Source organism: Streptomyces sp. MUM 203J, assembly GCF_022414595.1.
Classification (GTDB): Bacteria; Actinomycetota; Actinomycetes; order Streptomycetales; family Streptomycetaceae; genus Streptomyces.
The window spans coordinates 15,287-41,139 of record NZ_JADWYO010000026.1 but is presented as its reverse complement, the minus strand read 5'-3'; the positions used below and the strand labels follow the sequence as shown (position 1 = coordinate 41,139).

Genomic DNA, 25,853 nt, shown 5'->3' with positions numbered 1-25,853 from the left:
GGGCGCCTGAGAGCACGGGTTCCGGCTTGCTATATACCTTCCCGAAGGTATATTAATGGCCTACCGAGAGGTGTCTCGCGTCTGTTTGCTCGCATGGTCTGGATCTTCCAGTCGGGGAGGGCGAAATTCAGATGTCTGTCGCGATCGATGATTGCAGTTCTCCGCAGGCGGCAGCAATGGTGACCGCTGTCGGCTCACTCCGCTTCCTCCAGCCCGTGACCCGTGAGCTGGTCCATCGCAGCTCGGTCGCGGAGGTCTTCCTCACCGACGGGGTACGCGTCGGTGACCAGGGCTTCGTCGTCGCGGCCCAGTGGCCGCGCGACCACGCGCTCTACCACCCGGACGAGAACGGGCTCAGTGATCCCCTGCTGTTCGCGGAGACCCTGCGCCAGGGGATGGTGTACGTCGCCCACCAGCACCGCGGGGTGCCGCTCGGTACCCGTTTCGTCTTCCGCTCCCTGGACTTCGAGGTCACCGACCAGGTGCCGCTGCGAGTCCGGGGGGTGCCGCTTCCGGTGCTGCTGGAGGGGGAGTGGGCCTGGGACGGTGACGGCCCGCGCGGGAGGACGGGAGCGCGGACGGACGTCCGGCTCGTGGTGGGCGGCCGGGTGTGCGGCAGGGGCAGCGCCAGCATGCTCATGGTCGACGACCGGCGTTACGGGATGCTGCGCGAGCTGACCGGCGCCGAGGGCCCCGAGCCGGAGGTCACCGGCACGCTGCTGGTGCCGCCGCACCGGGTGGGGCGGCTGCGCTGGAGGGACTGCGTCCTGGAGCGCGGCTGCGGCGTGGACGGCGCGTGGTGGCTGCGGGTCGACCGCGACCACGCGGTGCTGTTCGACCACCCGACCGACCACATCCCGCTGATGGTGATGCTGGAGGGCTTCCGGCAGCTCGGTCACCTGACCGTGCACGAGGCGGATGCCGGGGGTCCGGCCTTCGCGCTGGCCCGGGCGACGGTCGGCTGTTTCGCGTTCGGGGAGTTCCACCGGCCGACCCGGCTGGTGGTGGAGCAGTACGCCCCGGGCGGAACGGAGCGGGAGATGTCCGGCCTGACGGTCGCCGCGGTGCAGGGCGACACGGTGCTGGCCCGGGCGGAGACGTCCTGGGTCCGCGTGGGCAGCAGGGCGCCTGGGGAGTCCGGGGCCTCCTGGTGACCCCCGGGAGGCGCGATCCCGGGGGGTCACGGCCGGGCCCGGGTGTTCAGGGCGCGTGACAGGACCTCCCAGACGGCGGCCACGCTGGGGCCCGGGCGATCCCCGTCGGCCTCGATGCCGTTCCAGAGGACTCCGAAGAACGCCGCCATGATCAGCTCGGTCAGGGGGCTGGTCGGCAGGGAGGGATCCCAGCGGCCGGCCTTCTGCACCTCGCCCACCAGACCCCGGACGATCGCGTGGGTGTCTTCCATGAGCGGCACCGTTCCCGCGGTCGCCTGCGCGGCCTCGACCTGCAGCCGGAGGGCCGCCAGCGCCCTGCGGTCGGTCTCGAAGAGCTTCCCGAGCCTGAGGATCAGGTCCTGGAGGCGCTCGATGGCCGGGGTGGTGGCGGCCCGCGCCTCCTCCAGCAGTGACCGGGCGGTGCGGGTCAGATGGTCCGTCAGGGCGGCGGCCAGCTCCTCCTTGTTCGAGAAGTGACCGTACAGCGCGCCCTTGGTGAGGCTGATCCGGTCGGCGATGCGCTGCAGGTTCGTGTGCGCGTAGCCATAGCGCGCGAACTCGTGGGCTGCGGCGTCCAGTACACGGTCGTAGGTCTGCAGGGCCCGCGCCTGCTTCGCCACACGGATCACCTCCTTCGGCTCGGGCTCGGCGGAGAGGAGCCTTCGGAAAGATTCGTTCACGAAGGAATTCTAATGGACACGCAAAGGAGTGCGACAGGTGCAGCGGTGTCAAACAGCAAGGCCCCAGGGGGCGGACGGAAGCACGGCGGAGGCGTGGGACGCGGGCACAGGCCCGGCCGTGGCGGACGCGGCCCGGTCGGCCGCCGCCCGCGCGGCGGAGGCCGACATCACGGGACGGCTCGCTCCGGAAACGGTGTCGCTCCTCACCCGCGCGGGATTCGCCCGCCACTTCGTGCCCCGCGTGTGGCGCGGACTCGAAGGCACGTTCGGCGAGCTGCTCGCCCGGGTCGCCGCCGTGGGTGAGGGCTGCGCGTCCGCGGCCTGGCTCGCCGCCCTGTGGGCGACGCACGGACGGTACGCGGCGCAGCTGCCGCCACGAGGGCAGCGCGAGCTGTGGGGTGACTCTCCCGACGTACGGATCGCGGCGGCACTGCGGCCGGCCGGCCTGGCCCGCCGGGAGCGCAACGGATGGCGGCTGACCGGTTCCTGGGACTGTGTCAGCGGCGTCGCGGACGCCGACTGGCTGCTGCTGGCGGCGAGAGAGGCGGAGCACCCGGTGCCGCCCGGCTTACCGGGTGAGGCCCCCAGACTGCTCGCGGTCCCCGCTGACGCCGTCCTGGTACGGGACTCGTGGCGGTGCACCGGAATGCGCGGCACCGGCAGCCACACCGCCCAGCTGATGCAGCCGCTCCTGGTCCCCGAGCACCGCACCTGCCCGATGACGGACGTCCTGGCCGGAGCACCGGGCCCCGGGCTCGCCCGCTGCCACACCACGCCCGCGTACCTGGGCACGGGTCTCCTGCTCTGCGCCGCCGCCCTCGGAGCGGCCCGCCGCGCCCTGGAGGAGTGGACGCACTGGGCGGCCCGCGTCCACGCGAAGGCCCGCGCGGCCCGGCAGGACGACCGCGCCCTGCACGGCTCCCTCACCCGCACATCCGACGACATCGACGCCGCCGCCCTCCTCCTGCGCGACGCCGCGGCCCGCGCCGACTCCGGCACCCGCGCGGAACGGGACGTCCTGCGCAACCGCCGCCAGTCGGCCGCCGCCGCGGACCTGCTGGTCTCGGCGGTCGAGCGGCTCTACCGCACGGCTGGCATGCACGCCTGCGGCACCCCCGGCCTCCTCGAACGCACCTGGCGGGACGTCCACGCCCTGGCCGCCCACCAGGCCCTCTGCCGCGAGACGGCGTCCCTGCTGTACGCGAACGCGGTCCTCGCGCCCATGGAGCCCGCGCCCCGGACCCCGTGCGACGGCGCGGCCCACCGGCCGCAGCCGCTCGCGGAGGCGGTGGCCGGTGCCCGCTGACCCCCGCCTCCTGGTGTTCTGCGACGTCGACGAGACGCTCATCCACTGCAAGAGCGTCCTCGACTTCCTCCCCTACTACTGGACCGGCCGCCACGGCCCCGCCGGCACGCGCAGGGCCGAGGCGATCGTCGCCCGGCTGACGGCCATGCTGGCCGGGGGCGCGCCCCGCGAGGAGGCCAACGCCGCGTACCACCGCTCCTGGCGCGGCGAGGACCTCGCGGACGTCGACCTCTGGGCCCGCAAGTGGTTCGACGAGCGCAGCGCCGCCCCGGACTTCTGGGTCCCCGCCACCGCCCGCGCCCTGCGCCGCCACCGGGCCGAGGGCGCCGCCGTCGTCCTCGTGTCAGGCTCCCTCCCGTCCCTGCTGCGCCCGGTCGCGGAGGCGGTGGGCGCGTACCAGGCCCTGGGCGCCTGCCCGGAGCACGAGAACGGCGTCCTCACCGGCGCGACGCGGGGTCTCCCGGCCGTCGGAGAGGGCAAGCGCGCCCTGGTCCGGGAGGTGCTGGCCCGCCACCCCCGCATCCCGCCCGAGGACTGCTGGGCGTACGGCGACCACCCCTCCGACCTCCCCATGCTCGCCTGCGTCGGTCACCCCCGCCTGCTCACTCCGTCCGGAACCCTGATCACCCCGCCCTGCGCGGTCCGCGCCTAGCCGGGGGCCCGCCCGCGCACGGGCGGCCCGGCACGGGCCACTCCGGGCACCGCCTACCCTTGTTCCATGACCAGCAGCGACCGGAGCCAGGCAGTGGACGTCACACGAACCTACGCAGTACGCACCTACGGGTGTCAGATGAACGTCCATGACTCCGAGCGGCTCTCCGGACTGCTGGAGGACGCCGGCTACGTCCGCGCTCCCCAGGAGGCGGACGGCGAGGCCGACGTGGTGGTGTTCAACACCTGCGCGGTCCGTGAGAACGCCGACAACAAGCTGTACGGCAACCTCGGCCGCCTCGCGCCGGTCAAGGCCCGCAGGCCCGGTATGCAGATCGCCGTCGGCGGGTGCCTCGCGCAGAAGGACCGCGACACCATCGTGAAGAAGGCGCCCTGGGTCGACGTCGTCTTCGGTACGCACAACATCGGCAAGCTGCCGGTCCTCCTGGAGCGCGCCCGCGTCCAGGAGGAGGCGCAGGTCGAGATCGCCGAGTCCCTGGAGGCGTTCCCGTCCACGCTGCCGACCCGCCGCGAGTCCGCCTACGCGGCCTGGGTGTCGATCTCCGTCGGCTGCAACAACACCTGCACCTTCTGCATCGTGCCCGCGCTGCGCGGCAAGGAGAAGGACCGCCGTCCCGGCGACATCCTCGCGGAGATCGAGGCACTGGTCGGCGAGGGCGTCTCCGAGATCACCCTGCTCGGCCAGAACGTCAACGCGTACGGCTCCGACATCGGCGACCGCGAGGCGTTCAGCAAGCTGCTGCGGGCCTGCGGGAACATCGAGGGCCTGGAGCGGGTCCGCTTCACCTCGCCGCACCCGCGCGACTTCACCGACGACGTGATCGCCGCCATGGCCGAGACCCCGAACGTGATGCCGCAGCTCCATATGCCGCTCCAGTCGGGTTCGGACACCGTCCTGAAGGCCATGCGCCGCTCGTACCGCCAGGAGCGTTTCCTCGGCATCATCGAGAAGGTCCGCGCCGCCATCCCGCACGCCGCGATCTCCACGGACATCATCGTCGGCTTCCCCGGCGAGACCGAGGAGGACTTCGAGCAGACCCTGCACGTCGTCCGCGAGGCCCGCTTCGCCCAGGCCTTCACCTTCCAGTACTCCAAGCGCCCCGGCACCCCGGCGGCCGAGATGGACGACCAGATCCCGAAGGCGGTCGTGCAGGCGCGGTACGAGCGTCTGGTCGCCCTCCAGGAGGAGATCTCCTGGGAGGAGAACAAGAAGCAGGTCGGCCGGACCGTCGAGGTCATGGTCGCGGAGGGCGAGGGCCGCAAGGACGGCGCCACCCACCGGCTGTCCGGCCGCGCCCACGACAACCGGCTGGTCCACTTCACCAAGCCGGACGAGGACGTACGCCCCGGCGACGTCGTCACCGTCGCGATCACCTACGCGGCTCCGCACCACCTGCTGGCCGAGGGCGCGGTGCAGGCCGTCCGCCGCACCCGGGCGGGGGACGCCTGGGAGAAGCGCAGCGCCGAGGCGGCCGCGAAGCCTGCCGGGGTGATGCTGGGCCTGCCCGGGGTCGGCGCCCCCGAGCCGCTGCCCGTGGCCGCGGCGAGCGGCTGCGGCTGCGACTGACACAGCGCGGATCAGCTGACCGGCAGACAGGACAGGCGGGGGAGTGAGGCATTCGTGTCCGAGGGCAGATGGGGACTGATCGTCGAGGAGGCCGACGGCTCGGGCGAGCGCAAGGTCTGCTCGGCGAACGTGCTGGAGCATGTCATCGGCACCCGGGAGGAGGCCTTCGCCCGTCTGGAGAAGATCGCCCGCCACTACACGCCGCAACACCCGATGAGCCCGAACAGCACCCGGCTCTACCGCACGGCCGAGGGCTTCCTCCAGGTCAACGAAGGGTCGATGCGCAGCTACGGCTGCCGGTTCAGCGTCGCCGAGCTCCTGTACAGCAGCGTGGAGGAGCAGCACGCGGCGACCGCCGCGCGCGAGGCGGAGCGTCAGGCGAAGGCCGAGCGGAAGGCTGCCGAGAAGGCCGCCGGACGGTCCGCGCGCAGGCGTTGGTTCGGCCGCTGACACACCGGGCCGGGCAGCGTCGGGCGGGCCGCCGCCCGCGCCCGCCGGGGTTACGCTGCGGATCATGCTTGTCGCCGCAGCCGTCTGCCCTTCCCCGCCCCTCCTCGTCCCCGACGTCGCCGCAGGCGCCGCGCCGGAGCTCGCCGACGCGCGTGCGGCGTGTCTCGACGCGCTCGGCGTCCTCGCCGCTGCCCGGCCCGACCGGCTGGTCGTCGTCGGCCCGGACCCCGCCGCCGACTCCGCGGCCCGCTCCGCTGCCGGCTCCACGGCGGACCCCTCCGCGGGTCCCGCGGCAGGGCCCGGAGCCGACGGGAGTGTGCCGGCCGGTGTCCTGGCGTATCCGGACGGTGCGGTGGGCGGTTTCCGTGGCTTCGGTGTCGACCTGGAGGTCAGGCTCGGGCCCGGCGAGCCCGACCGGGAGGCGGGCGCCGTCCCCCGCCGGGCCCTGCCCGCCTCCCTCGCGGTGGCCGCCTGGCTGCTGGGACGTGCCGACTGGGCGGACGCCCCCGTGGAGGGGATCGGGGTGCCCGAGCGGCTGGACCCGCAGCGGTGCGCCGCCGTCGGGCGGGAGATCGCCGGGTGGGCGCCGCGGATCGCCCTGCTGGTGATGGGCGACGGCAGCGCCTGCCGGACGGTCAAGGCTCCGGGCTACCTCGACGAGCGGGCCGCCGGCTTCGACGCGGCCGCCGCCCGTGCCCTGGGGGCCGCCGACGCACCCGCACTCGCGGGCCTGGACGCCGAGCTGGCGCACGAGCTGAAGGCGTCGGGCCGGTCCCCCTGGCAGGTCCTGGCGGGTGCCGCGGCCGGGACGGCACCGACGGGGCGGCTGCTGTACGAGGACGCGCCCTACGGCGTGGGCTACGTGGTGGCGACCTGGTCGTAGCCGCGCGCACGGACCCCTGACGGCCCCACGGGGCTGGTGCCGGGGGCCGTCCGGGCGAGGGCGGCGCGGCCCGTCGTCGCCGTCCTCGGAGACGTGCCGGCGGCGGGGGAACGACGGCGGCGGGCGACCGCGGAGCGTCAGGGGCTCCACGGCCGCCCGCCGCCGTCGGCGGGCCCGGTCAGGCGGTCGGAGGCGGCTCCGGCGGTGCGGCGTCGTCCGCGCCGCCGCCGTCGGTCCTGTGCGAGAACCGGTCGTACGCGTGCTTCGCCTTGCCCGTGCCGGATTCGATCTTGTCGCTGTACCTGCCCTTGGTCGTCCTGTCGACCATCCGCGCGGCCCTGTCGATGCCGTGCTCGAACTGGTCGCCGTGCTGGTGGGCGAAGTCGGAGACCTTGTCCTTGGCCGGAGCCAGCTTGGTCTTCAGCGTGTCCAGGATGCCCATGGCCCACCTTCCTCGATGTGGCCTGCCGACCGCTGCCTGCGGGCGCCTTCTCCGGTCTCGCTGTCCGCCGCGTGCCTGGCGGACCGCTGCTTCGGGACGTCCACGCCGTCCGCCGCCGCGCCGCCGCCCGGCTCGCCGTCGGTGCCGCGCTGAGGGTCCGCCTCCCCGGCGGGCCGGGCCCGTGCGACCTCACCCCTCGCCGTGGCCTGGAGGGCCGCTGCCGCCTCGCTTCCCGTCGCAGCGACGGGCCGTTCCTCCTGCCCGCCCTCGACGCTCTTCTCGCCCTTCATTCGAAACCAGTCAAAAACGCCCGTATGCACTCCCACAGCTTACTCGTGCGGGTGAATTCCCGCGCTGCACCGGAGTGTCCGCTTGCGCCGCCCGACCGGCAACGACACCGCATCCACGCCGTCACGTAACCCGTTCGGGTAATCCCCGGAGGTTTGGGAGACTGGCCCGGTGAGCACCGCAACCCCCACCCCGCGCGTCATCGCCGTCGTCGGCCCCACAGCCGCAGGAAAGTCCGACCTGGGCGTCCACCTGGCCCGGCAGCTCGGTGGCGAGGTCGTCAACGCCGACTCCATGCAGCTGTACCGCGGGATGGACATCGGCACCGCCAAACTGACCGAGGGGGAGCGCGGCGGCATCCCGCACCACCTGCTGGACATCTGGGATGTCACGGAGACGGCCAGCGTGGCCGAGTACCAGCGGCTCGCCCGTGCCGAGATCGACCGGCTGCTCGCGGAGGGCCGCACACCTGTGCTGGTCGGCGGCTCCGGACTCTACGTGCGAGGCGCCATCGACGCCCTGGAGTTCCCCGGCACCGACCCTGAGGTCCGCGCCCGCCTGGAGGCCGAGCTGGCCGAGCGCGGCTCGGGAGCCCTGCACTCCCGGCTCGCGGGCCTCGACCCGGAAGCCGCGCACGCCATCCTCCCCAGCAACGGCCGCCGCATCGTCCGCGCGCTGGAGGTCATCGAGATCACCGGCAGGCCCTTCACCGCCAACCTCCCCGGACACGACGCGGTGTACGACACGGTCCAGATCGGCGTCGACGTCGGGCGGCCCGAACTGGACGAGCGGATCGCCACACGCGTGGACCGCATGTGGGAGGCGGGGCTGGTGGACGAGGTACGTGCGCTGGAGGGGCACGGGCTGCGCGAGGGCCGTACCGCCTCCCGCGCGCTCGGCTACCAGCAGGTGCTGGCCGCGCTGGCGGGCGAGTGCAGCGAGCAGGAGGCGCGCGACGAGACCGTGCGTGCCACCAAACGCTTCGCGCGCCGCCAGGACTCCTGGTTCCGCCGTGACCCGCGCGTGCGGTGGCTCAGCGGAGCCGCCGCAGACCGCCGGGAACTCCCGGACCATGCGCTCACGTTGGTCGAACGAGCGATTACAGCCTGATCACGTGATGGCATCGGGACGCTCCGGCCGCCATTCCGGCGGTGCTGCTCGTGCCATCATCGAGCATCGATCGACCAGTGGAACCGACTGAACCCGACGTTGGGAGGGCGCGTGGCGATGGAGGCCGGCCCTCGCGACAGAGAACGGCGGGACACACCGGACGGCGGCACGGACGCGTCCACACCCGGGACGCGCGAGGCAGGAGAAGAGGCACAGGGGGCGCTGGGGGTGCCTGACGGCGCCACAGCCCCACGGGGCCCGGAAGAGCCGGAGGCCATGTCGGAGACCCGCGGAGCGCCCGATGCGCCGCAGCTGAGCCCGGACGGTCCCGAGCTGACCGAGGACGGCGCGCAGGAGATCACACCCGACGAGGTGGAGGTCGAGCTGCGCCCGCCGCGCCGCCTGAGGATCTGGCAGCTGGCCCCGATCGTCGGCCTGGCCGCGCTCGGCTCGCTGATGTTCGCCTTCCCCCTGGCCTTCGGCTCCGGGGACGGCGGCGCCGTCCTCGCCATGCTGGGCCTGCTGCTGAGCGGCTGCGCGGCCGGCTGGGGCATGATGGCCGCCCGTCGCGTCGGCCACACCTGGCCCGGACTCCCCGCCCGCGGCTCCGGCGAGCGCGCGGACTGGCGGGTGGTCGCGCTGTACGCCGCGGTGGTCACCGTGCTGGTGGCCCTGGCCGTCTGGCGCGTGGCCCGCCTCCGCTGAGCGCCCGCCGCGCCGAGCCGTCCCGCCGGTCGGACACGCCCCGCGGGCGCGCCCGGCCGGGCCGTACGATGGGCGCGTGAGCACCGCACCCCTCGCCTTCCTCAAGGGTCACGGCACCGAGAACGACTTCGTGATCGTGCCCGACCCGGACAACTCCGTCGAACTGCCGCCCGCCCTCGTGGCACGGCTCTGCGACCGGCGGGCCGGGATCGGCGGTGACGGGGTCCTGCACGTGGTCCGCAGCGCGGTCCATCCGGAGGCCCGGCACATGGCCGGCGAGGCCGAGTGGTTCATGGACTACCGCAACGCCGACGGCTCGGTCGCGGAGATGTGCGGCAACGGCACCCGCGTCTTCGCCCGCTACCTGGAGCGCGCCGGACACGTGACCGCAGGCGACTTCGCCATCGCCACCCGCGGCGGCGTCAAGCACATCCACCTCGCCAAGAACGGAGACGTCACCGTCTCCATGGGCCGCGCGGTGCTCCCCGCCGACGGCGTCACCGTCACCGTCGACGGCCGCAGCTGGCCCGCCCGCAACGTCAACATGGGCAACCCGCACGCCGTCGCGTTCGTCGAGGACCTCGCCCACGCCGGCGACCTGCTCACCGAGCCCCCCTACGCCCCCGCGTCCGTCTACCCCGACGGAGTCAACGTCGAGTTCGTGGCCGACCGGGGCCCCCGTCACGTCGCCATGCGCGTTCACGAGCGGGGCGCCGCCGAGACCCGCTCCTGCGGCACCGGCGCGTGCGCCGTCGCCGTCGCGACCGCCCGCCGCGACGGCGCCGATCCCGCCGAGACCGGCACCCCGGTCACGTACACCGTCGACGTCCCCGGCGGCACTCTCGTCATCACCGAGCACCCCGACGGGGAGATCGAGATGACCGGGCCCGCCGTCATCGTCGCGGAGGGCACCGTCGACCCGGCGTGGCTCACCCCGGCCGAGGCATAGGACGCCGGTCACCCAGCGCAACACCACCCGCAGGAGCATCCCTCGAATGGGTGATCCCGTTCACGCTGGGCGAGAGCCGGACTGCGCCACGTGGTGGGCTCGGTAGCATCAAGCACCGGCCGGGCGGACACGCCTTGCCCGCCCACCGCCGGTCGACGCAGCCGGAGGTGCCCCATGAGCGCAGAGGCCACCAACCCCAGTGCCCCGCCCGCTGTCCCCAGCCGCAGGCGCGGCCTCGGGCGCCCCAGAATCGAGCTGCGCAGACTCGGCCGCGCCGCCCTGCTCGGCGGTACCGGGCGCGACCGGCTCCCCGATGCCCTGGGCCATGTCGCGGACGTCCACCGCGCCCATCATCCCGACGCCGACCCGACCGTCCTCGGCCGGGCGTACGAACTGGCGGAGTCCTCCCACCGCGGCCAGTTCCGCAAGAGCGGTGAGCCCTACATCACCCACCCCCTCGCGGTCACCCTCATCCTGGCCGAACTCGGCGCCGAGACCACGACCCTGACCGCCAGCCTCCTCCACGACACCGTCGAGGACACCGACGTCACCCTGGACCAGGTGCGCGAGCTGTTCGGAGACGAGGTCGCATACCTCGTCGACGGGGTCACCAAGCTGGAGAAGGTCGACTACGGAGCAGCCGCCGAACCCGAGACCTTCCGCAAGATGCTCCTCGCCACCGGCAACGACGTGCGGGTCATGTCCATCAAGCTCGCGGACCGGCTGCACAACATGCGCACCCTCGGCGTGATGCGCCCCGAGAAGCAGGCCCGCATCGCCAAGGTCACCCGCGACGTCCTCATCCCCCTCGCCGAACGGCTCGGCGTCCAGGCGCTCAAGACCGAGCTGGAAGACCTCGTCTTCGCCATCCTCCACCCCGTCGAGTACGAGTGGACCCGCGCCCGCGTCGAGGAGAACGCCGCCGGTGCCGCGGGGGACGCCCTCACCCGGGTGGCGGACTCGGTGCGCGCGGTGCTCCGTGACGCCGACACCACCGCCGACGTCCTCGTCCGGCCCCGCCACCTCGTCTCCGTCCACCGAGTCAGCCTCAAACGCGGTGAGCTGCGGGGCACCGACTTCGGGCGGCTCCTCGTCCTCGTCGCGGAGGACGCCGACTGCTACGGGGTGCTGGGCGAACTCCACACCTGCTTCACCCCGGTCATCTCCGAGTTCAAGGACTTCATCGCCGCGCCCAAGTTCAACCTGTACCAGTCGCTGCACACCGCGGTCGCCGCCGAGGACGGCGCCGTCATCGAGGTCCTCATCCGCACGCACCAGATGCACAAGGTCGCGGAGGCCGGCGTCGTCGCCCTCGGCAACCCCTACGCTCCCGCCGAGCCCGACGCCGCGGCCGAGGCCGTCGAGGACCGGGCCGACCCCACCCGCCCCGGATGGCTGTCCCGGCTGCTCGACTGGCAGCGCTGCGCTCCCGACCCCGATACCTTCTGGAGCACTCTGCGCGCCGACCTCGCCCAGGACGGCGAGATCACCGTGTTCCGCCCCGACGGCGGCACCCTCGCCCTCCCCGCCGGGGCCACCTGCGTCGACGCCGCCTACGAACAGCACGGCGCCGACGCCCACGCCTGTGTCGGCGCCCGCGTCAACGGCCGGCTCGCCACGCTCGGCACCGTCCTGCGCGACGGCGACACCGTGCAGCCGCTGCTCGCCGGAGACGCGGGATCCGGGCCCTCCCCGGACTGGCTCAGGCACGCCCGCACGCCCGCCGCCCGCATCGCCATCAGCGGCTGGCTCACCGCCCACCCCCCGCAGGACCGCGCCCCCGCCGACGCCCCGGACGCGGACCCGCGCCCCGCGGCCGCTGTCGTCGCGGACCGGCGGCGCAGCGCCAACGCGGTCGTCGACGCCCCGCACACCGCGGTCCGCCTCGCCGGGTGCTGCACTCCCGTCCCGCCCGACACGGTGACCGGCTTCTCCGTACGCGGCGGCGCCGTCACAGTCCACCGTGCCGAGTGCCCCGCGGTGCACCGCATGGAGAACCTCGGCCGCACTCCCGTCGCCGTGCGCTGGGACGGCGCCGACGCCTGCCGGGTCACTCTGGTCGCTGAATCGTTCGGCCGCCCCCGGCTGCTCGCCGACCTCACCGAGGCGATCGCCACGGCCGGAGCGGCCATCGTCTCCGCGACCGTCGCCCCGCCCACCGAACAGCGGGTACGCCATACGTACACCCTGCACCTCACCGATCCCGGGGAGCTGCCGGGGGTGATGCGCGTGATGCGGGAGGTCCCGGGGGTGTACGACGTGAGCCGCGCCTTCTAGTCCGCCCGGCACCCGGGGGCGAGCGCTGCCGAGCACGTCACGCGGCGGGCACCTCCCAGGGCGTGACGAAGGGGGCCTGGGGGAGAGCCCTGGTGCGGGGGGAGAACTGCACGGCTCCTCCCTCGTTCGGGTGGCCCGGGCGCGCGCCGCCCCGCCCCCGGAGGGTCCCGCTGGTAAGCGAAGGGCCATGGCCCACACCTCCCGACGAGCCCGCCGCCTCCGCGCCGGTCTCCGTGCCGCCGGCCTCGCCGCCGCCTCCGCCGGTCTCCTCGCCGCGGCTGTCCCCGCGCCCCAGCCCCTCGGCATCGGGGACCCGCTCTTCCCCCACCTCGGCAACCCCGGCTACGACGTCCTCGCGTACGACATCGCCTTCACCTACAGCGGCGACAACACCAAGCCCCTCGACGCCCTCACCAAGATCGACGCACGGATCACCGACCGGCTGGACCGCATCAACCTCGACTTCGCCCACGGCACCGTGAAGGACGTCAGGGTCAACGGCCTCCCCGCCGCCCACACCCTCACCGGCGAGGACCTGGTCGTCACCCCCGAACACCCCGTCCAGCCCGGCGGCAGGGTCACCATCGCCGTCCGGCACACCAGCGACCCGGCCGCCCCCAAGGCCGTCGGGGGCTGGCTCCGCACCGCCGACGGCCTCGCCATGGCCAACCAGGCCGACGCCGCCCACCGAGTCTTCCCCTGCAACGACCACCCCGCCGACAAGGCGTACTTCACCTTCCGCATCACTGCCCCCAAGGACCTCACCGCGGTCGCGAACGGCCGCGCGGTCGGCCGCACCGTGGCCGGACCCCGGGCGACCTGGGTGTACCAGGGCGTCCATCCCATGGCCACCGAACTCGCGCAGGTCTCCCTCGGCCGCTCCGCCGTCCTCCGCCGCACCGGCCCGCACGGCCTGCCCCTCAGGGACGTCGTCCCGGTCGCGGACACCGAGCGCATGGAGCCCTGGCTGAAGAAGACCCCGGGCCAGATGGAGTGGATGGAGGAGAAGGTCGGCCGCTACCCGTTCGAGACGTACGGCCTGCTCATCGCGGACGCCACCACCGGCTTCGAGCTGGAGACCCAGACCCTGTCCCTGTTCGAGCGCGGACTGTTCACCCACCCCCGGATCCCCGCCTGGTACGTCGACTCGATCATGGTCCATGAGCTGGCCCACCAGTGGTTCGGCAACAGCGTCACCCCGCGCGCGTGGTCCGACCTCTGGCTCAACGAAGGCCACGCCACCTGGTACGAAGCCCTGTACAACGAGGAGCACGGCCACCCCGGCACCCTGGAGGCCCGGATGCGCAACGCGTACGCCTCCTCCGACCAGTGGCGGGCGGCGGGCGGCCCCCCGGCCGCGCCCCGGCCCCCCGCGCCCGGCCGGAAGATCAGCCTGTTCCGCCCGGTCGTCTACGACGGCAGCGCCCTCATCCTGTACGCCCTGCGCCAGGAGATCGGCGCCACCGCCTTCGACCGGCTGGAACGGCGCTGGGTGAACGAGTACGCACACGGAGTCGCCGGCACGGCCGACTTCATCCGGCTCGCCTCCGAGCAGGCGGGCCGCGACATGGCGCCCTTCCTCAAGGCGTGGCTGTACGGCGAGAAGACCCCGCCCATGCCGGGGCACCCGGACTGGAAGGCGAAGGCCCCCCGGGCCGGTCAGGCCGAGGGGCGGAAACCCGAGTGACGCCCGCCGCGCGGCCATGCGACCATCGACCTGTCGGCGTGCCGCCGGGCAGCCGGGAATCATCCGGCGCGGCCGGTCGTTGTGGCTGGCACAAACGAACTTCCATCGACGTAAGGATCCAATGACCTCCTCTTCATCCTTCTCCCAGGACGCGCAGCGCCTCGACGAGCAGAGCCGCACCGAGAGCCTTCGGGCCGACGCCCTGATGGAAGAGGACGTCGCCTGGAGCTTCGAGATCGACGGAGAGCGGGACGGCGACCAGCTGGACCGCGCCGAGCGCGCCGCACTGCGCCGAGTCGCGGGTCTCTCCACCGAACTCGAGGACGTCACCGAGGTCGAGTACCGGCAGCTCCGCCTGGAGCGGGTCGTACTCGTCGGTGTGTGGACCTCGGGGACCGTGCGGGACGCGGAGAACTCGCTGGCCGAGCTGGCCGCCCTCGCGGAGACGGCCGGTGCGGTCGTCCTGGACGGCGTCATCCAGCGGCGTGACAAGCCGGACCCGGCCACGTACATCGGTTCCGGCAAGGCCGACGAACTGCGCGACATCGTGCTGGAGACCGGCGCCGACACCGTCGTCTGCGACGGCGAGCTGAGCCCCGGCCAGCTGATCCACCTCGAGGACGTCGTCAAGGTCAAGGTGGTCGACCGGACCGCGCTGATCCTCGACATCTTCGCCCAGCACGCCAAGTCCCGCGAGGGCAAGGCCCAGGTCGCCCTGGCGCAGATGCAGTACATGCTGCCGCGGCTGCGAGGCTGGGGTCAGTCGCTGTCCCGGCAGATGGGCGGTGGTGGCTCCGGCTCCTCGGGCGGCGGCATGGCCACCCGTGGTCCCGGTGAGACCAAGATCGAGACGGACCGGCGGCGGATCCGCGAGAAGATGGCGAAGCTGCGCCGGGAGATCGCGGAGATGAAGACCAGCCGCGACCTCAAGCGGCAGGAGCGGCGGCGCAACAAGGTGCCCTCGGTCGCCATCGCCGGGTACACCAACGCCGGGAAGTCGTCCCTGCTGAACCGGCTCACCGGCGCGGGTGTGCTGGTGGAGAACGCGCTGTTCGCCACCCTCGACCCGACCGTCCGCCGGGCCGAGACGCCCAGCGGACGCCTCTACACACTGGCCGACACCGTCGGGTTCGTCCGCCACCTGCCGCACCACCTGGTGGAGGCCTTCCGCTCCACCATGGAGGAGGTCGGGCAGTCGGACCTCATCCTGCACGTGGTGGACGGCTCGCACCCGGCGCCGGAGGAGCAGCTGGCAGCGGTGCGCGAGGTGATCCGCGACGTGGGCGCGACGGACGTGCCGGAGATCGTGGTGATCAACAAGGCGGACGCGGCCGACCCGCTGGAGCTCCAGCGGCTGCTGCGGGTGGAGCGGCACGCGATCGCCGTGTCTGCCCGGACGGGCCGGGGCATCCCGGAGCTGCTCGCCCTGATCGACGCCGAACTGCCGCGGCCCGAGATCGAGATCGAGGCGCTCGTGCCGTACACACACGGCGGACTCGTCTCACGGGTCCACGACGAGGGCGAGGTGCTCTCCGAGGAGCACACCGCGGACGGCACACTCCTGAAGGCGCGGGTCCACGAGGAACTGGCGGCGCTGCTCACGCCGTACACCCCGGCGACGGCCTGACACAGCAGAGAGGAAGGCGGGTCTCCCGCGGCCGGTGTGGCCGCGGGAGACCCGCCTTCCTCATGTCCTTCCGGAACTCCTACCGGCCCGCGAACTTGTCGCTGACCGCCGTGTAGACGCCCTCGGCCTCGTCACCGAGCCGCGGCCCGGCCAGCCACCCGGCCGTCAACGCCCCGATCGAGGTGTTCGACACCAGCGCACGCTCACCGTCCTCGCCGGTGTGCACCCAGCCGCCGCCCGACGAACCACCGGTCATGCTGCAGCCGATCCGGTACATCGTCGGCTGGGCGGCCTGCACGGACAGCCGGCCCGGCTTGTCCGCGCAGCCGAACAGCTTCGCTCCGTCGTACGGCGCCGACGCCGGGTACCCGATCGCCTCCACACTCGCGATCCGCTGCGCGGCGGGAGCCTCGAAGTCGACAGCCAGTGCCGAACCGACGGTCTCCTCCAGCGACTTGCCGTTCCCGCCCTTCTCCGGCTTCACATGGATGACGGCGAAGTCGTACGGGGCGCCCTGGCCGCCGCTCCCGGTGCCCTGGCCGATCCACTGCTCGGAGGTCTGTGCCCAGTCCGCCCACCACAGGCCGTACGGCGCGACCTGCTCGCGCGTCGTCTTCTCCAGCTGGGCGGAGGTCAGACCGCTGTCGTTGTACGAGGGGACGAAGGCGATGTTCCGGAACCAGCCGCCGTCCTTGCCCGCGTGGACGCAGTGACCGGCCGTCCACACCAGGTTGGACCTGCCCGGGTTCCTCGGGTCCTTCACCACGGTCGCGGAGCAGACCATCGAGCCCTTGGGGCCGTCGAAGAGCAGCTTGCCGGCCTCCGGCGCGCTCTGGTGGTACGGGGTCTTCACCGGCCGCGCGGTCTTCCGCTCCGGCGCCGGGTCGGTCACGGCGTCGTCGCCGCCGCCGGAGATGTCCTCGTCCTCGACCGGCTCGTTCGGCTCGTCGGCCTCCCGTATCCGGTCGGGGTCCCAGAGGTCCTCGATGACCGGGTTGACGAAGTCCTGGGCCTCACGCAGCCACTTGTCCCTGTCCCAGTTCTTCCACTCGCCGTCCCGCCACTTGTCGAGGTCGAGACCGTGCTCCTTGAGACGCTCCTTCAGCTCCTCCAGGTTCTCCGGGACCTGGACGGGCAGCTTCGCGTCCGGAGTGACAGCGGTGCTCGCGGAGGCGGTGGGCGCACCGCCCGCCTCGTCCTCGCTCGGGCCGCACCCCGTGGCCGTCAGCGCCAGCGCCGCCACGACGGCTGTGGCGAACAGCGGACGAATCCTTCGCATGTGTGTGATCCCCCTGGGACTTACTGTCAAGTGCGTACCGGGCCGGGCACGTTCGGGCGCCCGCGCCGGGAGGCGGGCTCCGGGACGTGCGGCCCCCCACTATGCCGGTGCCCTTGGGGACGGTGTGAGCCAGGTCCGTGGTTCCCGGAGGTGAGGATCTTCGATCGGCCCGTGATCCCCGGCCGGGCCGGTCGTTGGTACGGATGGGGGACGACCTGTGGGCCCCGCAGGGACCTGTGGGGCATGCCGGAACGGCCCACAAGGGCACACAGTGGACACCAGGACCGCACCGGGAGGACGCACGCACGTGGCCGGGACCGAGACAGCAGCTCCAGACGTACCGTCCGCCCAACCCTCGGGACCGCCATCCGGGCCGTCAGGGAACGGACTTGCCGGTCCCGAGGGCATTCTGCGACGGCAGTCGCTGCGGGAACCCGCCGCTCGTACGTACGCCCGCTCGCTGCCCATCGTTCCCGTACGGGCCCGGGGACTGACCATCGAGGGCGCGGACGGGCGCCGCTATCTGGACTGCCTGTCGGGTGCGGGCACGCTCGCCCTCGGCCACAACCACCCCGTGGTGCTGGAGGCCATCAAGCGGGTCATCGACTCGGAGGCGCCGCTGCACGCCTCCGACCTGGCCTCACCCGTCAAGGACGCGTTCACCACGGAGCTGTTCGCCGCCCTGCCCGAGGCCTTCGCCCGGGACGCGCGCATCCAGTTCTGCGGCCCGGCCGACGCGGACGCCCTGGGGGCCGCGCTCGCGCTGGTGCGGAGCGCGACCGGGCGCGACGGGCTGCTCACCTTCGCGGGCGCGCGCCAGAGCACCCCGTACGGGAGCCTGAGGGTGACCCGGCTCCCGTACCCCCGCGACTACCGCAGCCCTTTCGGGACGGGCGGGGTGCGGGGCGCCGAACTGGCCGTCCGCTGGACGGAGGAGCTGCTGAACGACGCCGAGGGCCCCGAGCCCGCCGCGATGCTCGTCGAGCCCCTCCAGTGCGAGGGCGGTGTGCTTCCCGCCCCCGACGGCTGGCTGCGGCGGATGCGGGCGCTCACCGAGGCCCGGTCCATCCCGCTCGTGGCCGACGAGATCGACACCGGGGTGGGACGCACGGGTGCCTTCTGGGCGGTCGGCCCCAGCGGCATCGTGCCCGATGTGCTGGTCCTGTCCAAGGCCGTCGGGGGCTCGCTGCCGCTGTCGGTGATCGTCTACCGGTCGGCGCTCGACGAGCCGCGCGAGACCGGCCCCGGCGGGGGCCGCCAGGCCTCGCGCGGCAACCAGCTCGCCATGGCCGCCGGGGCTGCCACCCTCGCGTACGTACGGGAGAACCGGCTCGATGAGCACGCGGCCACGCTGGGCGCGCGGATGCTCGGGCGGTTGCGCGAGGAGACCGCCGCGCTCCCCTGTGTGGGGGACGTCCGCGGACGCGGGCTCATGATCGGTGTCGAGCTGACCGAACCGGCGCAGGCCGCCGCCGTGCGGCAGGAGTGCCTGAACCGGGGCCTGATCGTGGACGTCTGCGGCCGTCACCCCGGAGTCGTACGGCTCCTGCCGCCGCTGACGCTCACCGAGGAGCAGGCCGCCGCGGTGCTGGACCGGTTCGCGGAGGCACTGGCCGCGGTGGAGCGTGCCGCCGAGACGCTCGGGTGAACCGGTTGTCGGTGCCGACCCGTAGGGTGGACGGGCTATGACGAAGCCATCCCTCCGCGATCTCCTCCATGCCGCCGTCACCGCTGTCGGCGGTGTGGAAAGGCCGGGCCAGGTCACCATGACCGAGGCCGTCGCCCAGGCCGTCGACGACGGTGCGCATCTGCTGGTCCAGGCGGGCACCGGCACCGGTAAGTCCCTGGGCTATCTGGTGCCCGCCCTGGCGCACGGCGACCGCGTGGTGGTGGCGACCGCGACGCTCGCCCTGCAGCGGCAGCTCGTCGAGCGGGACCTGCCGCGCACGGTCGAGGCGCTGCACCCGCTGCTGCGCCGCCGCCCCGAGTTCGCGATGCTCAAGGGCCGCTCCAACTACCTGTGCCTGCACCGGATGCACGAGGGCGTGCCGCAGGAAGAGGAGGAGGGGCTCTTCGACCAGTTCGAGGCGGCCACGCCGACCAGCAAACTCGGCAAGGACCTGCTACGGCTGCGGGACTGGGCCGACGAGACGGAGACCGGCGACCGCGACGACCTGACGCCCGGCGTCTCCGACCGTGCCTGGTCGCAGGTCTCCGTCACCTCCCGGGAGTGCCTGGGTGCCACCAAGTGCGCCTACGGCGCGGAGTGCTTCGCGGAGGCGGCCCGGGAGCGGGCCAAGCTCGCGGAGATCGTCGTCACCAACCACGCGCTGCTCGCGATCGACGCCATCGAGGGCGCCCCGGTGCTCCCTCAGCACGAGGTGCTGATCGTGGACGAGGCGCACGAACTGGTGTCCCGGGTGACCGGCGTCGCCACCGGAGAGCTGACCCCCGGGCAGGTCAACCGGGCGGTACGACGGGTGGCGAAGCGGGTCGACGAGAAGGTCGCGGACCAGCTCCAGACGGCCGCCGAGGGTTTCGAGCGGCTGATGGAGCTGGCCCTGCCGGGCCGGCTGGAGGAGATCCCGGAGGACCTCGGTTACGCGCTGGCGGCGCTGCGGGACGCGGGCCGCAACGCGGTGTCGGCGCTGGGCGCGACCCGGGACCGGTCCGTGCAGGACGAGGACGCGGTGCGCAAGCAGGCGCTGGCGTCCGTGGAGAACGTGCACGCGGTCGCGGAACGCATCCTGGGCGGCAGCGAGTACGACGTGGTCTGGTACGAACGGCACGACCGCTTCGGAGCGTCGCTGCGGGTCGCGCCGATGTCCGTGTCCGGACTGCTGCGGGAGAAGCTGTTCGCGGACCGTTCCGTGGTGCTGACCTCCGCGACGCTCAAGCTGGGCGGGGACTTCAACGGGGTGGGCGCCTCGCTCGGTCTCGCCCCGGAGGGTGTCGAGGGCGACGACCTGCCGGTCTGGAAGGGCATCGACGTCGGATCGCCCTTCGACTACCGGAGGCAGGGCATCCTCTATGTGGCCCGGCACCTGGCCACGCCCGGCCGGGAGGCGGGCCGGGCCGACATGCTCGACGAGCTGGCGGAACTGGTGGAGGCCGCCGGGGGCCGGACGCTCGGCCTGTTCTCGTCGATGCGGGCCGCGCAGGCGGCGGCGGAGGAGCTGCGGGGCAGGCTGGACAAGCCGATCCTGCTCCAGGGCGAGGACACGCTCGGTGAGCTGATCAAGAACTTCGCGGGTGACCCGGAGACCTGCCTGTTCGGCACGCTGTCGCTGTGGCAGGGCGTGGATGTGCCGGGGCCGGGCTGCCAGCTGGTCGTCATGGACCGTATCCCGTTCCCCAGGCCGGACGACCCGCTGATGAGCGCACGGCAGAAGGCCGTGGAGGAGGCCGGCGGCAACGGTTTCATGTCGGTCGCCGCGACCCATGCCGCGCTGCTCATGGCGCAGGGCGCGGGCCGTCTGGTGCGCGCGACCGGAGACCGGGGCGTCGTCGCCGTGCTGGACCCCCGGCTGGCGAACGCCCGCTACGGCAGCTTCCTGAAGGCGTCCCTGCCGGACTTCTGGTACACGACGGACCGCGACCAGGTCCGCCGCTCCCTGGCCGCGATCGACGCCACAGCCAAGGCGGACGGCAGGTAGCCCGAACAGAGAGCAACCCCGGGACCGGCGCAGAGGTCCCGGGGCTGGTAGGAGCCGACGGATGGGTCACACCCGTCGCAGTACCGCCACAACCTTGCCGAGGATGGTGGCCTCGTCGCCGGGGATCGGCTGATAGGCGGCGTTGTGCGGGAGCAGCCACACGTGGCCGTCCTCCCGCTTGAAGCGCTTGACCGTGGCCTCGCCGTCGAGCATGGCGGCCACGATGTCGCCGTTCTCGGCGACCGGCTGGCGGCGTACGGTCACCCAGTCGCCGTCGCAGATCGCGGCCTCGATCATCGAGTCGCCGACGACCTTCAGGACGAACAGCTCACCGTCGCCCACGAGCTGCCGGGGCAGCGGGAACACGTCCTCGACCGACTCCTCGGCCAGGATCGGGCCACCGGCCGCGATCCGCCCCACCAGCGGGACGTAGGAGGCGGCGGGCTTGCCGGAGGTGTCGGTGGGCTGCGTGCTCGGCTGGTCCGAGCCGCGGACCTCGTACGCGCGCGGGCGGTGCGGGTCGCGGCGGAGGAAACCCTTCCGCTCCAGCGCCATCAGCTGGTGTGCCACGGAGGAGGTGCTGGAGAGGCCCACGGCCTGGCCGATCTCCCGCATGGACGGTGGGTAGCCCCGCCGCTGGACGGAGTCACGGATGACCTCGATGACCCGGCGCTGCCGGTCGGTGAGGCCGGAGCTGTCGGCCCGGATGCCGGGAGGTCGTCCGGGCAGTGCCCGCGCGGGCTTCGGCGGCTCGGGGCTCACGGTCGCCTCGTTCGCCTTTTTCACGTTCATGGCATGCACCGGGTCGAATCGGCCCTGGGAGCGTTCCTGGGCGGTGATAGTGGCACTGTCTGCGGTGGTGGTCACGTCGGCGGCCCCTCTCGAATGGTCTCCCTGGCTGGCACAACGGTAGTTGCTTTCGAAAGGTTGCGCCAAACACACGTTCGAGTGAAAAAACCCGAAAACGCTTACGTGTGTACGAGTCGAGGTGTATGGGCGGCCTCTCGCTCCCTGGTGGCCGGGCGGCCTCGCCGGTACTGGATCATGACGAGGCAATTCGCATCATTACGGTAGCGTTCTTTGTCGGCCCTCCCGTTGGCGGGGGCGCGTGGCGCGGCATTCCCGCCGGTTCTGTGCGCGGCGCTCCGGCCTCCGTCCGGTGCCTTTCCCCTCTCCCCGCGGGGGCCGTCCGAGGGGTTCTTCGATGGGGGCGTGTCCGCCCCGCGCCGGGTGACCCGGAATTCGGGCCGCCGGGCTGTGCCGTAGTCTCGTGGCCGGCCGTGATCCGGCGGGACCGCGCGACACGCGCTCCACAGTGAATGAGCGGTCAGACACCACATGTAGTGGTTCCATGGGGCCCGCCGCCCACAAGTTGTGGTCCCTGGTCCGTAGGGGTGCGGCGATCGCCTATGCTGGTGGCTGCTTCGGGAGGCCCGCGAGGGACGGCCGGGGCTGTTCGGTCATGCTGCGAAGGAGGCTTGGGAACCATGCACTGCCCCTTCTGCAGGCACCCCGACAGTCGCGTCGTCGACAGTCGCACCACCGACGACGGGACGTCCATCAGACGTCGCCGCCAGTGCCCCGACTGCTCCCGCAGGTTCACCACAGTCGAGACCTGCTCGCTGATGGTCGTGAAGCGCAGCGGAGTGACCGAGCCCTTCAGCCGGACCAAGGTCATCAACGGGGTCCGCAAGGCGTGCCAGGGCCGTCCGGTCACCGAGGACGCCCTCGCCCAGCTCGGCCAGCGCGTGGAGGAGGCCGTCCGGGCCACCGGCAGCGCGGAGCTGACCACCCACGACGTCGGCCTGGCCATACTCGGGCCGCTCCAGGAGCTCGACCTCGTCGCGTACCTGCGCTTCGCGAGTGTCTACCGGGCCTTCGACACGCTTGAGGACTTCGAGGCCGCCATCGCGGAACTGCGCGAGCAGCGGCCCCCCGCGCGGGAGAGAGGGGCCGGCGAGACCGCCGGGGTCCCGGTGCCCGCGGGTGCCGCCGACTGACCGGCTGATCCGGCCCGGACCGCACCACCGGTGACCGGGCGGACAGCCGGTCACCGACCGGCGCCGCAGGCTGCCCGACGGCGGCCACGGAACGTGTGACGGGCGCTGCCAGCAGCGCTCGTCGCAGCAGACACAAACCGTGCCTTGGGAAGATCTGGGCACATCAGGGCGTTTTTGCCCGTATATGGGAGGCGGCATGACAGAGACGACGAGCGGCCCGGCACGAGGCTCCCGCTCCAAGGGATCCAAGGCGAGCAAGGGCATGCGTATCGAGCGCGTCCACACGACCCCGGGTGTGCACCCGTACGACGAGGTCGTCTGGGAGCGCCGTGACGTCGTCATGACCAACTGGCGCGACGGCTCGGTCAACTTCGAGCAGCGTGGCGTCGAGTTCCCCGACTTCTGGTCGGTGAACGCGGTCAACATCGTCACCAGCAAGTACTTCCGGGGCGCCGTCGGCACCCCCCAGCGCGAGACGGGCCTGAAGCAGCTCATCGACCGCATCGTCAAGACGTACCGCAAGGCCGGCGAGGACCACGCCTACTTCGCGTCCCCCGCCGACGCCGAGATCTTCGAGCACGAGCTCGCCTACGCCCTCCTGCACCAGGTCTTCAGCTTCAACTCGCCGGTGTGGTTCAACGTCGGCACGCCGCAGCCCCAGCAGGTCTCGGCCTGCTTCATCCTGTCCGTCGACGACTCCATGGAGTCGATCCTCGACTGGTACAAGGAAGAGGGCATGATCTTCAAGGGCGGCTCCGGCGCCGGCCTGAACCTCTCCCGTATCCGCTCCTCCAAGGAGCTGCTGTCCTCCGGCGGCAACGCCTCCGGCCCGGTCTCCTTCATGCGCGGCGCCGACGCCTCCGCAGGAACGATCAAGTCCGGTGGCGCCACCCGCCGCGCCGCCAAGATGGTCATCCTGGACGTCGACCACCCGGACGTCGAGAACTTCATCGAGACCAAGGTCAAGGAGGAGGAGAAGATCCGCGCCCTGCGTGACGCGGGCTTCGACATGGACCTGGGCGGCGACGACATCACGTCCGTCCAGTACCAGAACGCCAACAACTCGGTCCGCGTGAACGACGAGTTCATGAAGGCCGTGGAGGCGGGCGGCCAGTTCGGTCTGCGTGCCCGGATGACCGGCGAGGTCATCGAGGAGATCGACGCCAAGTCGCTCTTCCGCAAGATGGCCGAGGCCGCCTGGGCCTGTGCCGACCCGGGTATCCAGTACGACGACACGATCAACCACTGGCACACCTGCCCCGAGTCCGGCCGCATCAACGGCTCGAACCCGTGCAGCGAGTACATGCACCTGGACAACACCTCGTGCAACCTGGCCTCGCTGAACCTGATGAAGTTCCTCAAGGACGACGGCAAGGGCAACCAGTCCTTCGACGCCGAGCGCTTCCAGAAGGTCGTCGAGCTGGTCATCACCGCGATGGACATCTCGATCTGCTTCGCGGACTTCCCGACCGAGAAGATCGGCGAGAACACCCGCGCCTTCCGCCAGCTCGGCATCGGCTACGCCAACCTCGGCGCCCTCCTGATGGCGACCGGCCACGCGTACGACTCCGACGGCGGGCGCGCGCTCGCCGGCGCGATCACCTCGCTGATGACCGGCACCGCCTACCGCCGCTCCGCCGAGCTGGCCGCCGTCGTCGGTCCGTACGACGGCTACGGCCGCAACGCCGAGGCGCACAAGCGCGTCATGAAGCAGCACGCCGACGCCAACGAAACCGCCAGGCGCATGGACGACCTGGACACCCCCGTCTGGGCCGCCGCCACCGAGGCCTGGCAGGACGTGCTCCGCATCGGCGGCAAGAACGGCTTCCGCAACTCGCAGGCCTCCGTCCTCGCCCCGACCGGCACCATCGGCCTCGCGATGAGCTGCGACACCACCGGTGTCGAGCCCGACCTGGCGCTGGTCAAGTTCAAGAAGCTGGTCGGCGGCGGCTCGATGCAGATCGTCAACGGCACCGTGCCGCAGGCTCTGCGCCGTCTCGGCTACCAGGAGGAGCAGATCGAGGCGATCGTCGATCACATCGCCGAGCACGGCAACGTGATCGACGCCCCGGGCCTCAAGCACGAGCACTACGAGGTCTTCGACTGCGCCATGGGCGAGCGGGCCATCTCCCCGATGGGTCACGTCCGCATGATGGCCGCCATCCAGCCGTGGATCTCCGGCGCCATCTCCAAGACGGTCAACATGCCGGAGACGGCGACCGTCGAGGAGGTCGAGGAGATCTACTTCGAGGCCTGGAAGCTCGGCATCAAGGCCCTGGCGATCTACCGCGACAACTGCAAGGTCGGCCAGCCCCTCTCCGCGAAGAAGAAGGAGGAGGAGAAGAAGGCCGAGCCCGAGAAGGCCGTCGAGCCCGCAAGGGTCGAGAAGGTCGTCGAGTACCGCCCCGTCCGCAAGCGCCTCCCCAAGGGGCGTCCCGGCATCACCACCTCCTTCACGGTGGGCGGCGCCGAGGGCTACATGACCGCCAACTCCTACCCGGACGACGGCCTCGGCGAGGTCTTCCTGAAGATGTCCAAGCAGGGTTCGACCCTGGCGGGCATGATGGACGCCTTCTCCATCGCCGTCTCGGTCGGCCTCCAGTACGGGGTGCCTCTGGAGACGTACGTCTCGAAGTTCACCAACATGCGCTTCGAGCCGGCCGGCATGACCGACGACCCGGACGTGCGGATGGCGCAGTCGATCGTCGACTACATCTTCCGCCGCCTGGCGCTGGACTTCCTGCCCTTCGAGACCCGCTCGGCGCTCGGCATCCACTCGGCCGAGGAGCGCCAGCGCCACCTGGAGACCGGTTCGTACGAGCCCGTCGACGAGGACATGGACGTCGAGAGCCTCGCCCAGTCCGCGCCGCTCGCCCAGGAAGCCCCGAAGGCCGCCCCGGCGGTGAAGGCCGAGGCCGGGACACCGGTGCCCCAGCCGCAGGCGCACACCTCGGCGGAACTCGTCGAGATGCAGCTCGGCATCCAGGCGGACGCCCCGCTGTGCTTCTCCTGCGGCACGAAGATGCAGCGCGCCGGCTCCTGCTACATCTGCGAGGGCTGCGGCTCGACCAGCGGTTGCAGCTGACGCCCCTGCGGTGACACGCCGAGACGGGGACCTGTC

The 25,853-nt window shown here is 72.4% G+C and carries 21 protein-coding genes; 16 read left to right on the top strand and 5 right to left on the bottom strand.

The features are described from left to right. Positions 1–176: 176 nt before the first annotated feature. Positions 177–1,154 (top strand): ScbA/BarX family gamma-butyrolactone biosynthesis protein, encoded by a 978-nt coding sequence (locus I3F58_RS15580; protein ID WP_240109197.1) that lies wholly within the window; start codon positions 177–179, stop codon positions 1,152–1,154. A gap of 26 nt (positions 1,155–1,180) precedes the next feature. Here I3F58_RS15580 and I3F58_RS15575 read toward each other — a convergent pair whose 3' ends face one another. Beyond that, entirely contained in the window at positions 1,181–1,834 is a 654-nt protein-coding gene (locus I3F58_RS15575; protein WP_240109196.1) for a TetR/AcrR family transcriptional regulator, read from the bottom strand. A gap of 37 nt (positions 1,835–1,871) precedes the next feature. On the opposite strand from I3F58_RS15575, the gene I3F58_RS29645 reads away from it, so the two are divergent. From I3F58_RS29645 to I3F58_RS15550, 5 genes are all read left to right on the top strand, one after another. Then, positions 1,872–3,140, top strand: coding sequence for an acyl-CoA dehydrogenase family protein (locus I3F58_RS29645; protein ID WP_240109195.1), 1,269 nt, complete (start codon positions 1,872–1,874; stop codon positions 3,138–3,140). Beyond that, positions 3,130–3,792, top strand: coding sequence for an HAD family phosphatase (locus I3F58_RS15565; protein ID WP_240109194.1), 663 nt, complete (start codon positions 3,130–3,132; stop codon positions 3,790–3,792). Before I3F58_RS29645 ends, I3F58_RS15565 begins: the two co-directional genes overlap by 11 nt. 66 nt (positions 3,793–3,858) lie before the next feature. Continuing rightward, the gene (gene miaB / locus I3F58_RS15560) at positions 3,859–5,379 is read left to right on the top strand and encodes a tRNA (N6-isopentenyl adenosine(37)-C2)-methylthiotransferase MiaB (protein ID WP_240109193.1); all 1,521 of its coding nucleotides are present in this window, start codon (positions 3,859–3,861) and stop codon (positions 5,377–5,379) included. A 54-nt stretch (positions 5,380–5,433) separates the two neighbouring features. After that, entirely contained in the window at positions 5,434–5,829 is a 396-nt protein-coding gene (locus tag I3F58_RS15555; RefSeq protein WP_240109192.1) for a hypothetical protein, read from the top strand. Between the two features lie 64 nt (positions 5,830–5,893). Further along, positions 5,894–6,712: a hypothetical protein gene (locus I3F58_RS15550; protein ID WP_240109191.1), complete on the top strand. Its 819-nt coding sequence runs from the start codon at positions 5,894–5,896 to the stop codon at positions 6,710–6,712. 178 nt (positions 6,713–6,890) lie between these two features. Here the strand turns inward: I3F58_RS15550 and I3F58_RS15545 are convergent, their stop codons facing one another. After that, entirely contained in the window at positions 6,891–7,154 is a 264-nt protein-coding gene (locus I3F58_RS15545) for an antitoxin (protein ID WP_240109190.1), read from the bottom strand. Beyond that, entirely contained in the window at positions 7,133–7,444 is a 312-nt protein-coding gene (locus I3F58_RS15540) for a hypothetical protein (protein WP_240109189.1), read from the bottom strand. Before I3F58_RS15540 ends, I3F58_RS15545 begins: the two co-directional genes overlap by 22 nt. Before the next feature lie 169 nt (positions 7,445–7,613). Between I3F58_RS15540 and miaA the strand changes: the two genes are divergently transcribed. The 6 genes from miaA to hflX all read left to right on the top strand — a co-directional run bounded on the left by miaA (position 7,614) and on the right by hflX (position 15,797). Continuing rightward, a complete protein-coding gene (gene miaA / locus I3F58_RS15535; protein ID WP_240109188.1) occupies positions 7,614–8,552 on the top strand; it encodes a tRNA (adenosine(37)-N6)-dimethylallyltransferase MiaA in 939 nt (312 codons plus the stop codon). Positions 8,553–8,828: 276 nt separating this feature from the next. Next, complete coding sequence (locus I3F58_RS15530; RefSeq protein WP_240109187.1) at positions 8,829–9,257, top strand: hypothetical protein; 429 nt, start codon at positions 8,829–8,831, stop codon at positions 9,255–9,257. Positions 9,258–9,333: 76 nt separating this feature from the next. Continuing rightward, the gene (gene dapF / locus I3F58_RS15525; RefSeq protein WP_240109186.1) at positions 9,334–10,206 is read left to right on the top strand and encodes a diaminopimelate epimerase; all 873 of its coding nucleotides are present in this window, start codon (positions 9,334–9,336) and stop codon (positions 10,204–10,206) included. A gap of 174 nt (positions 10,207–10,380) precedes the next feature. Beyond that, positions 10,381–12,483, top strand: a complete 2,103-nt coding sequence (locus I3F58_RS15520) for a bifunctional (p)ppGpp synthetase/guanosine-3',5'-bis(diphosphate) 3'-pyrophosphohydrolase (protein WP_240109185.1) — start codon at positions 10,381–10,383, stop codon at positions 12,481–12,483. Between the two features lie 187 nt (positions 12,484–12,670). Beyond that, positions 12,671–14,170 (top strand): M1 family metallopeptidase, encoded by a 1,500-nt coding sequence (locus I3F58_RS15515; protein ID WP_240109184.1) that lies wholly within the window; start codon positions 12,671–12,673, stop codon positions 14,168–14,170. Positions 14,171–14,291: 121 nt separating this feature from the next. Beyond that, the gene (gene hflX / locus I3F58_RS15510) at positions 14,292–15,797 is read left to right on the top strand and encodes a GTPase HflX (RefSeq protein ID WP_240109183.1); all 1,506 of its coding nucleotides are present in this window, start codon (positions 14,292–14,294) and stop codon (positions 15,795–15,797) included. Positions 15,798–15,876: 79 nt separating this feature from the next. Here the strand turns inward: hflX and I3F58_RS15505 are convergent, their stop codons facing one another. Beyond that, on the bottom strand, positions 15,877–17,076 hold the full coding sequence (locus I3F58_RS15505) for a serine protease (RefSeq protein WP_240109182.1): 1,200 nt from the start codon (positions 17,074–17,076) through the stop codon (positions 15,877–15,879). Between the two features lie 307 nt (positions 17,077–17,383). Between I3F58_RS15505 and I3F58_RS15500 the strand changes: the two genes are divergently transcribed. Together I3F58_RS15500 and I3F58_RS15495 are read left to right on the top strand one after the other, a co-directional pair. After that, positions 17,384–18,724 (top strand): aminotransferase class III-fold pyridoxal phosphate-dependent enzyme, encoded by a 1,341-nt coding sequence (locus I3F58_RS15500; protein ID WP_374207979.1) that lies wholly within the window; start codon positions 17,384–17,386, stop codon positions 18,722–18,724. Positions 18,725–18,761: 37 nt separating this feature from the next. After that, on the top strand, positions 18,762–20,732 hold the full coding sequence (locus tag I3F58_RS15495) for an ATP-dependent DNA helicase (RefSeq protein ID WP_240109181.1): 1,971 nt from the start codon (positions 18,762–18,764) through the stop codon (positions 20,730–20,732). A gap of 66 nt (positions 20,733–20,798) precedes the next feature. Here I3F58_RS15495 and lexA read toward each other — a convergent pair whose 3' ends face one another. Beyond that, positions 20,799–21,599 carry a transcriptional repressor LexA gene (gene lexA, locus I3F58_RS15490; RefSeq protein ID WP_240109180.1) on the bottom strand — a complete coding sequence of 267 codons (801 nt, stop codon included), beginning with the start codon at positions 21,597–21,599 and terminating at the stop codon, positions 20,799–20,801. A 620-nt stretch (positions 21,600–22,219) separates the two neighbouring features. Between lexA and nrdR the strand changes: the two genes are divergently transcribed. Beyond that, positions 22,220–22,732 carry a transcriptional regulator NrdR gene (nrdR, locus tag I3F58_RS15485; RefSeq protein ID WP_240109179.1) on the top strand — a complete coding sequence of 171 codons (513 nt, stop codon included), beginning with the start codon at positions 22,220–22,222 and terminating at the stop codon, positions 22,730–22,732. Between the two features lie 196 nt (positions 22,733–22,928). Then, positions 22,929–25,817 carry a vitamin B12-dependent ribonucleotide reductase gene (locus I3F58_RS15480; protein ID WP_240109178.1) on the top strand — a complete coding sequence of 963 codons (2,889 nt, stop codon included), beginning with the start codon at positions 22,929–22,931 and terminating at the stop codon, positions 25,815–25,817. The last annotated feature ends 36 nt before the right edge of the window (positions 25,818–25,853 follow it).

Excerpts from the sequence above, each read along its gene's own strand:
- I3F58_RS15515 (WP_240109184.1), top strand. The coding sequence starts at position 12,671 with ATGGCCCACACCTCCCGACGAGCCCGCCGCCTCCGCGCCGGTCTCCGT.
- I3F58_RS15505 (WP_240109182.1), bottom strand. The coding sequence starts at position 17,076 with ATGCGAAGGATTCGTCCGCTGTTCGCCACAGCCGTCGTGGCGGCGCTG.
- I3F58_RS15495 (WP_240109181.1), top strand. The coding sequence starts at position 18,762 with ATGACGAAGCCATCCCTCCGCGATCTCCTCCATGCCGCCGTCACCGCT.
- miaB (WP_240109193.1), top strand. The coding sequence starts at position 3,859 with ATGACCAGCAGCGACCGGAGCCAGGCAGTGGACGTCACACGAACCTAC.
- I3F58_RS15540 (WP_240109189.1), bottom strand. The coding sequence starts at position 7,444 with ATGAAGGGCGAGAAGAGCGTCGAGGGCGGGCAGGAGGAACGGCCCGTC.
- nrdR (WP_240109179.1), top strand. The coding sequence starts at position 22,220 with ATGCACTGCCCCTTCTGCAGGCACCCCGACAGTCGCGTCGTCGACAGT.
- I3F58_RS15520 (WP_240109185.1), top strand. The coding sequence starts at position 10,381 with ATGAGCGCAGAGGCCACCAACCCCAGTGCCCCGCCCGCTGTCCCCAGC.
- I3F58_RS15480 (WP_240109178.1), top strand. The coding sequence starts at position 22,929 with ATGACAGAGACGACGAGCGGCCCGGCACGAGGCTCCCGCTCCAAGGGA.
- I3F58_RS15550 (WP_240109191.1), top strand. The coding sequence starts at position 5,894 with ATGCTTGTCGCCGCAGCCGTCTGCCCTTCCCCGCCCCTCCTCGTCCCC.
- I3F58_RS15545 (WP_240109190.1), bottom strand. The coding sequence starts at position 7,154 with ATGGGCATCCTGGACACGCTGAAGACCAAGCTGGCTCCGGCCAAGGAC.
- I3F58_RS15530 (WP_240109187.1), top strand. The coding sequence starts at position 8,829 with ATGTCGGAGACCCGCGGAGCGCCCGATGCGCCGCAGCTGAGCCCGGAC.
- I3F58_RS15580 (WP_240109197.1), top strand. The coding sequence starts at position 177 with ATGGTGACCGCTGTCGGCTCACTCCGCTTCCTCCAGCCCGTGACCCGT.
- hflX (WP_240109183.1), top strand. The coding sequence starts at position 14,292 with ATGACCTCCTCTTCATCCTTCTCCCAGGACGCGCAGCGCCTCGACGAG.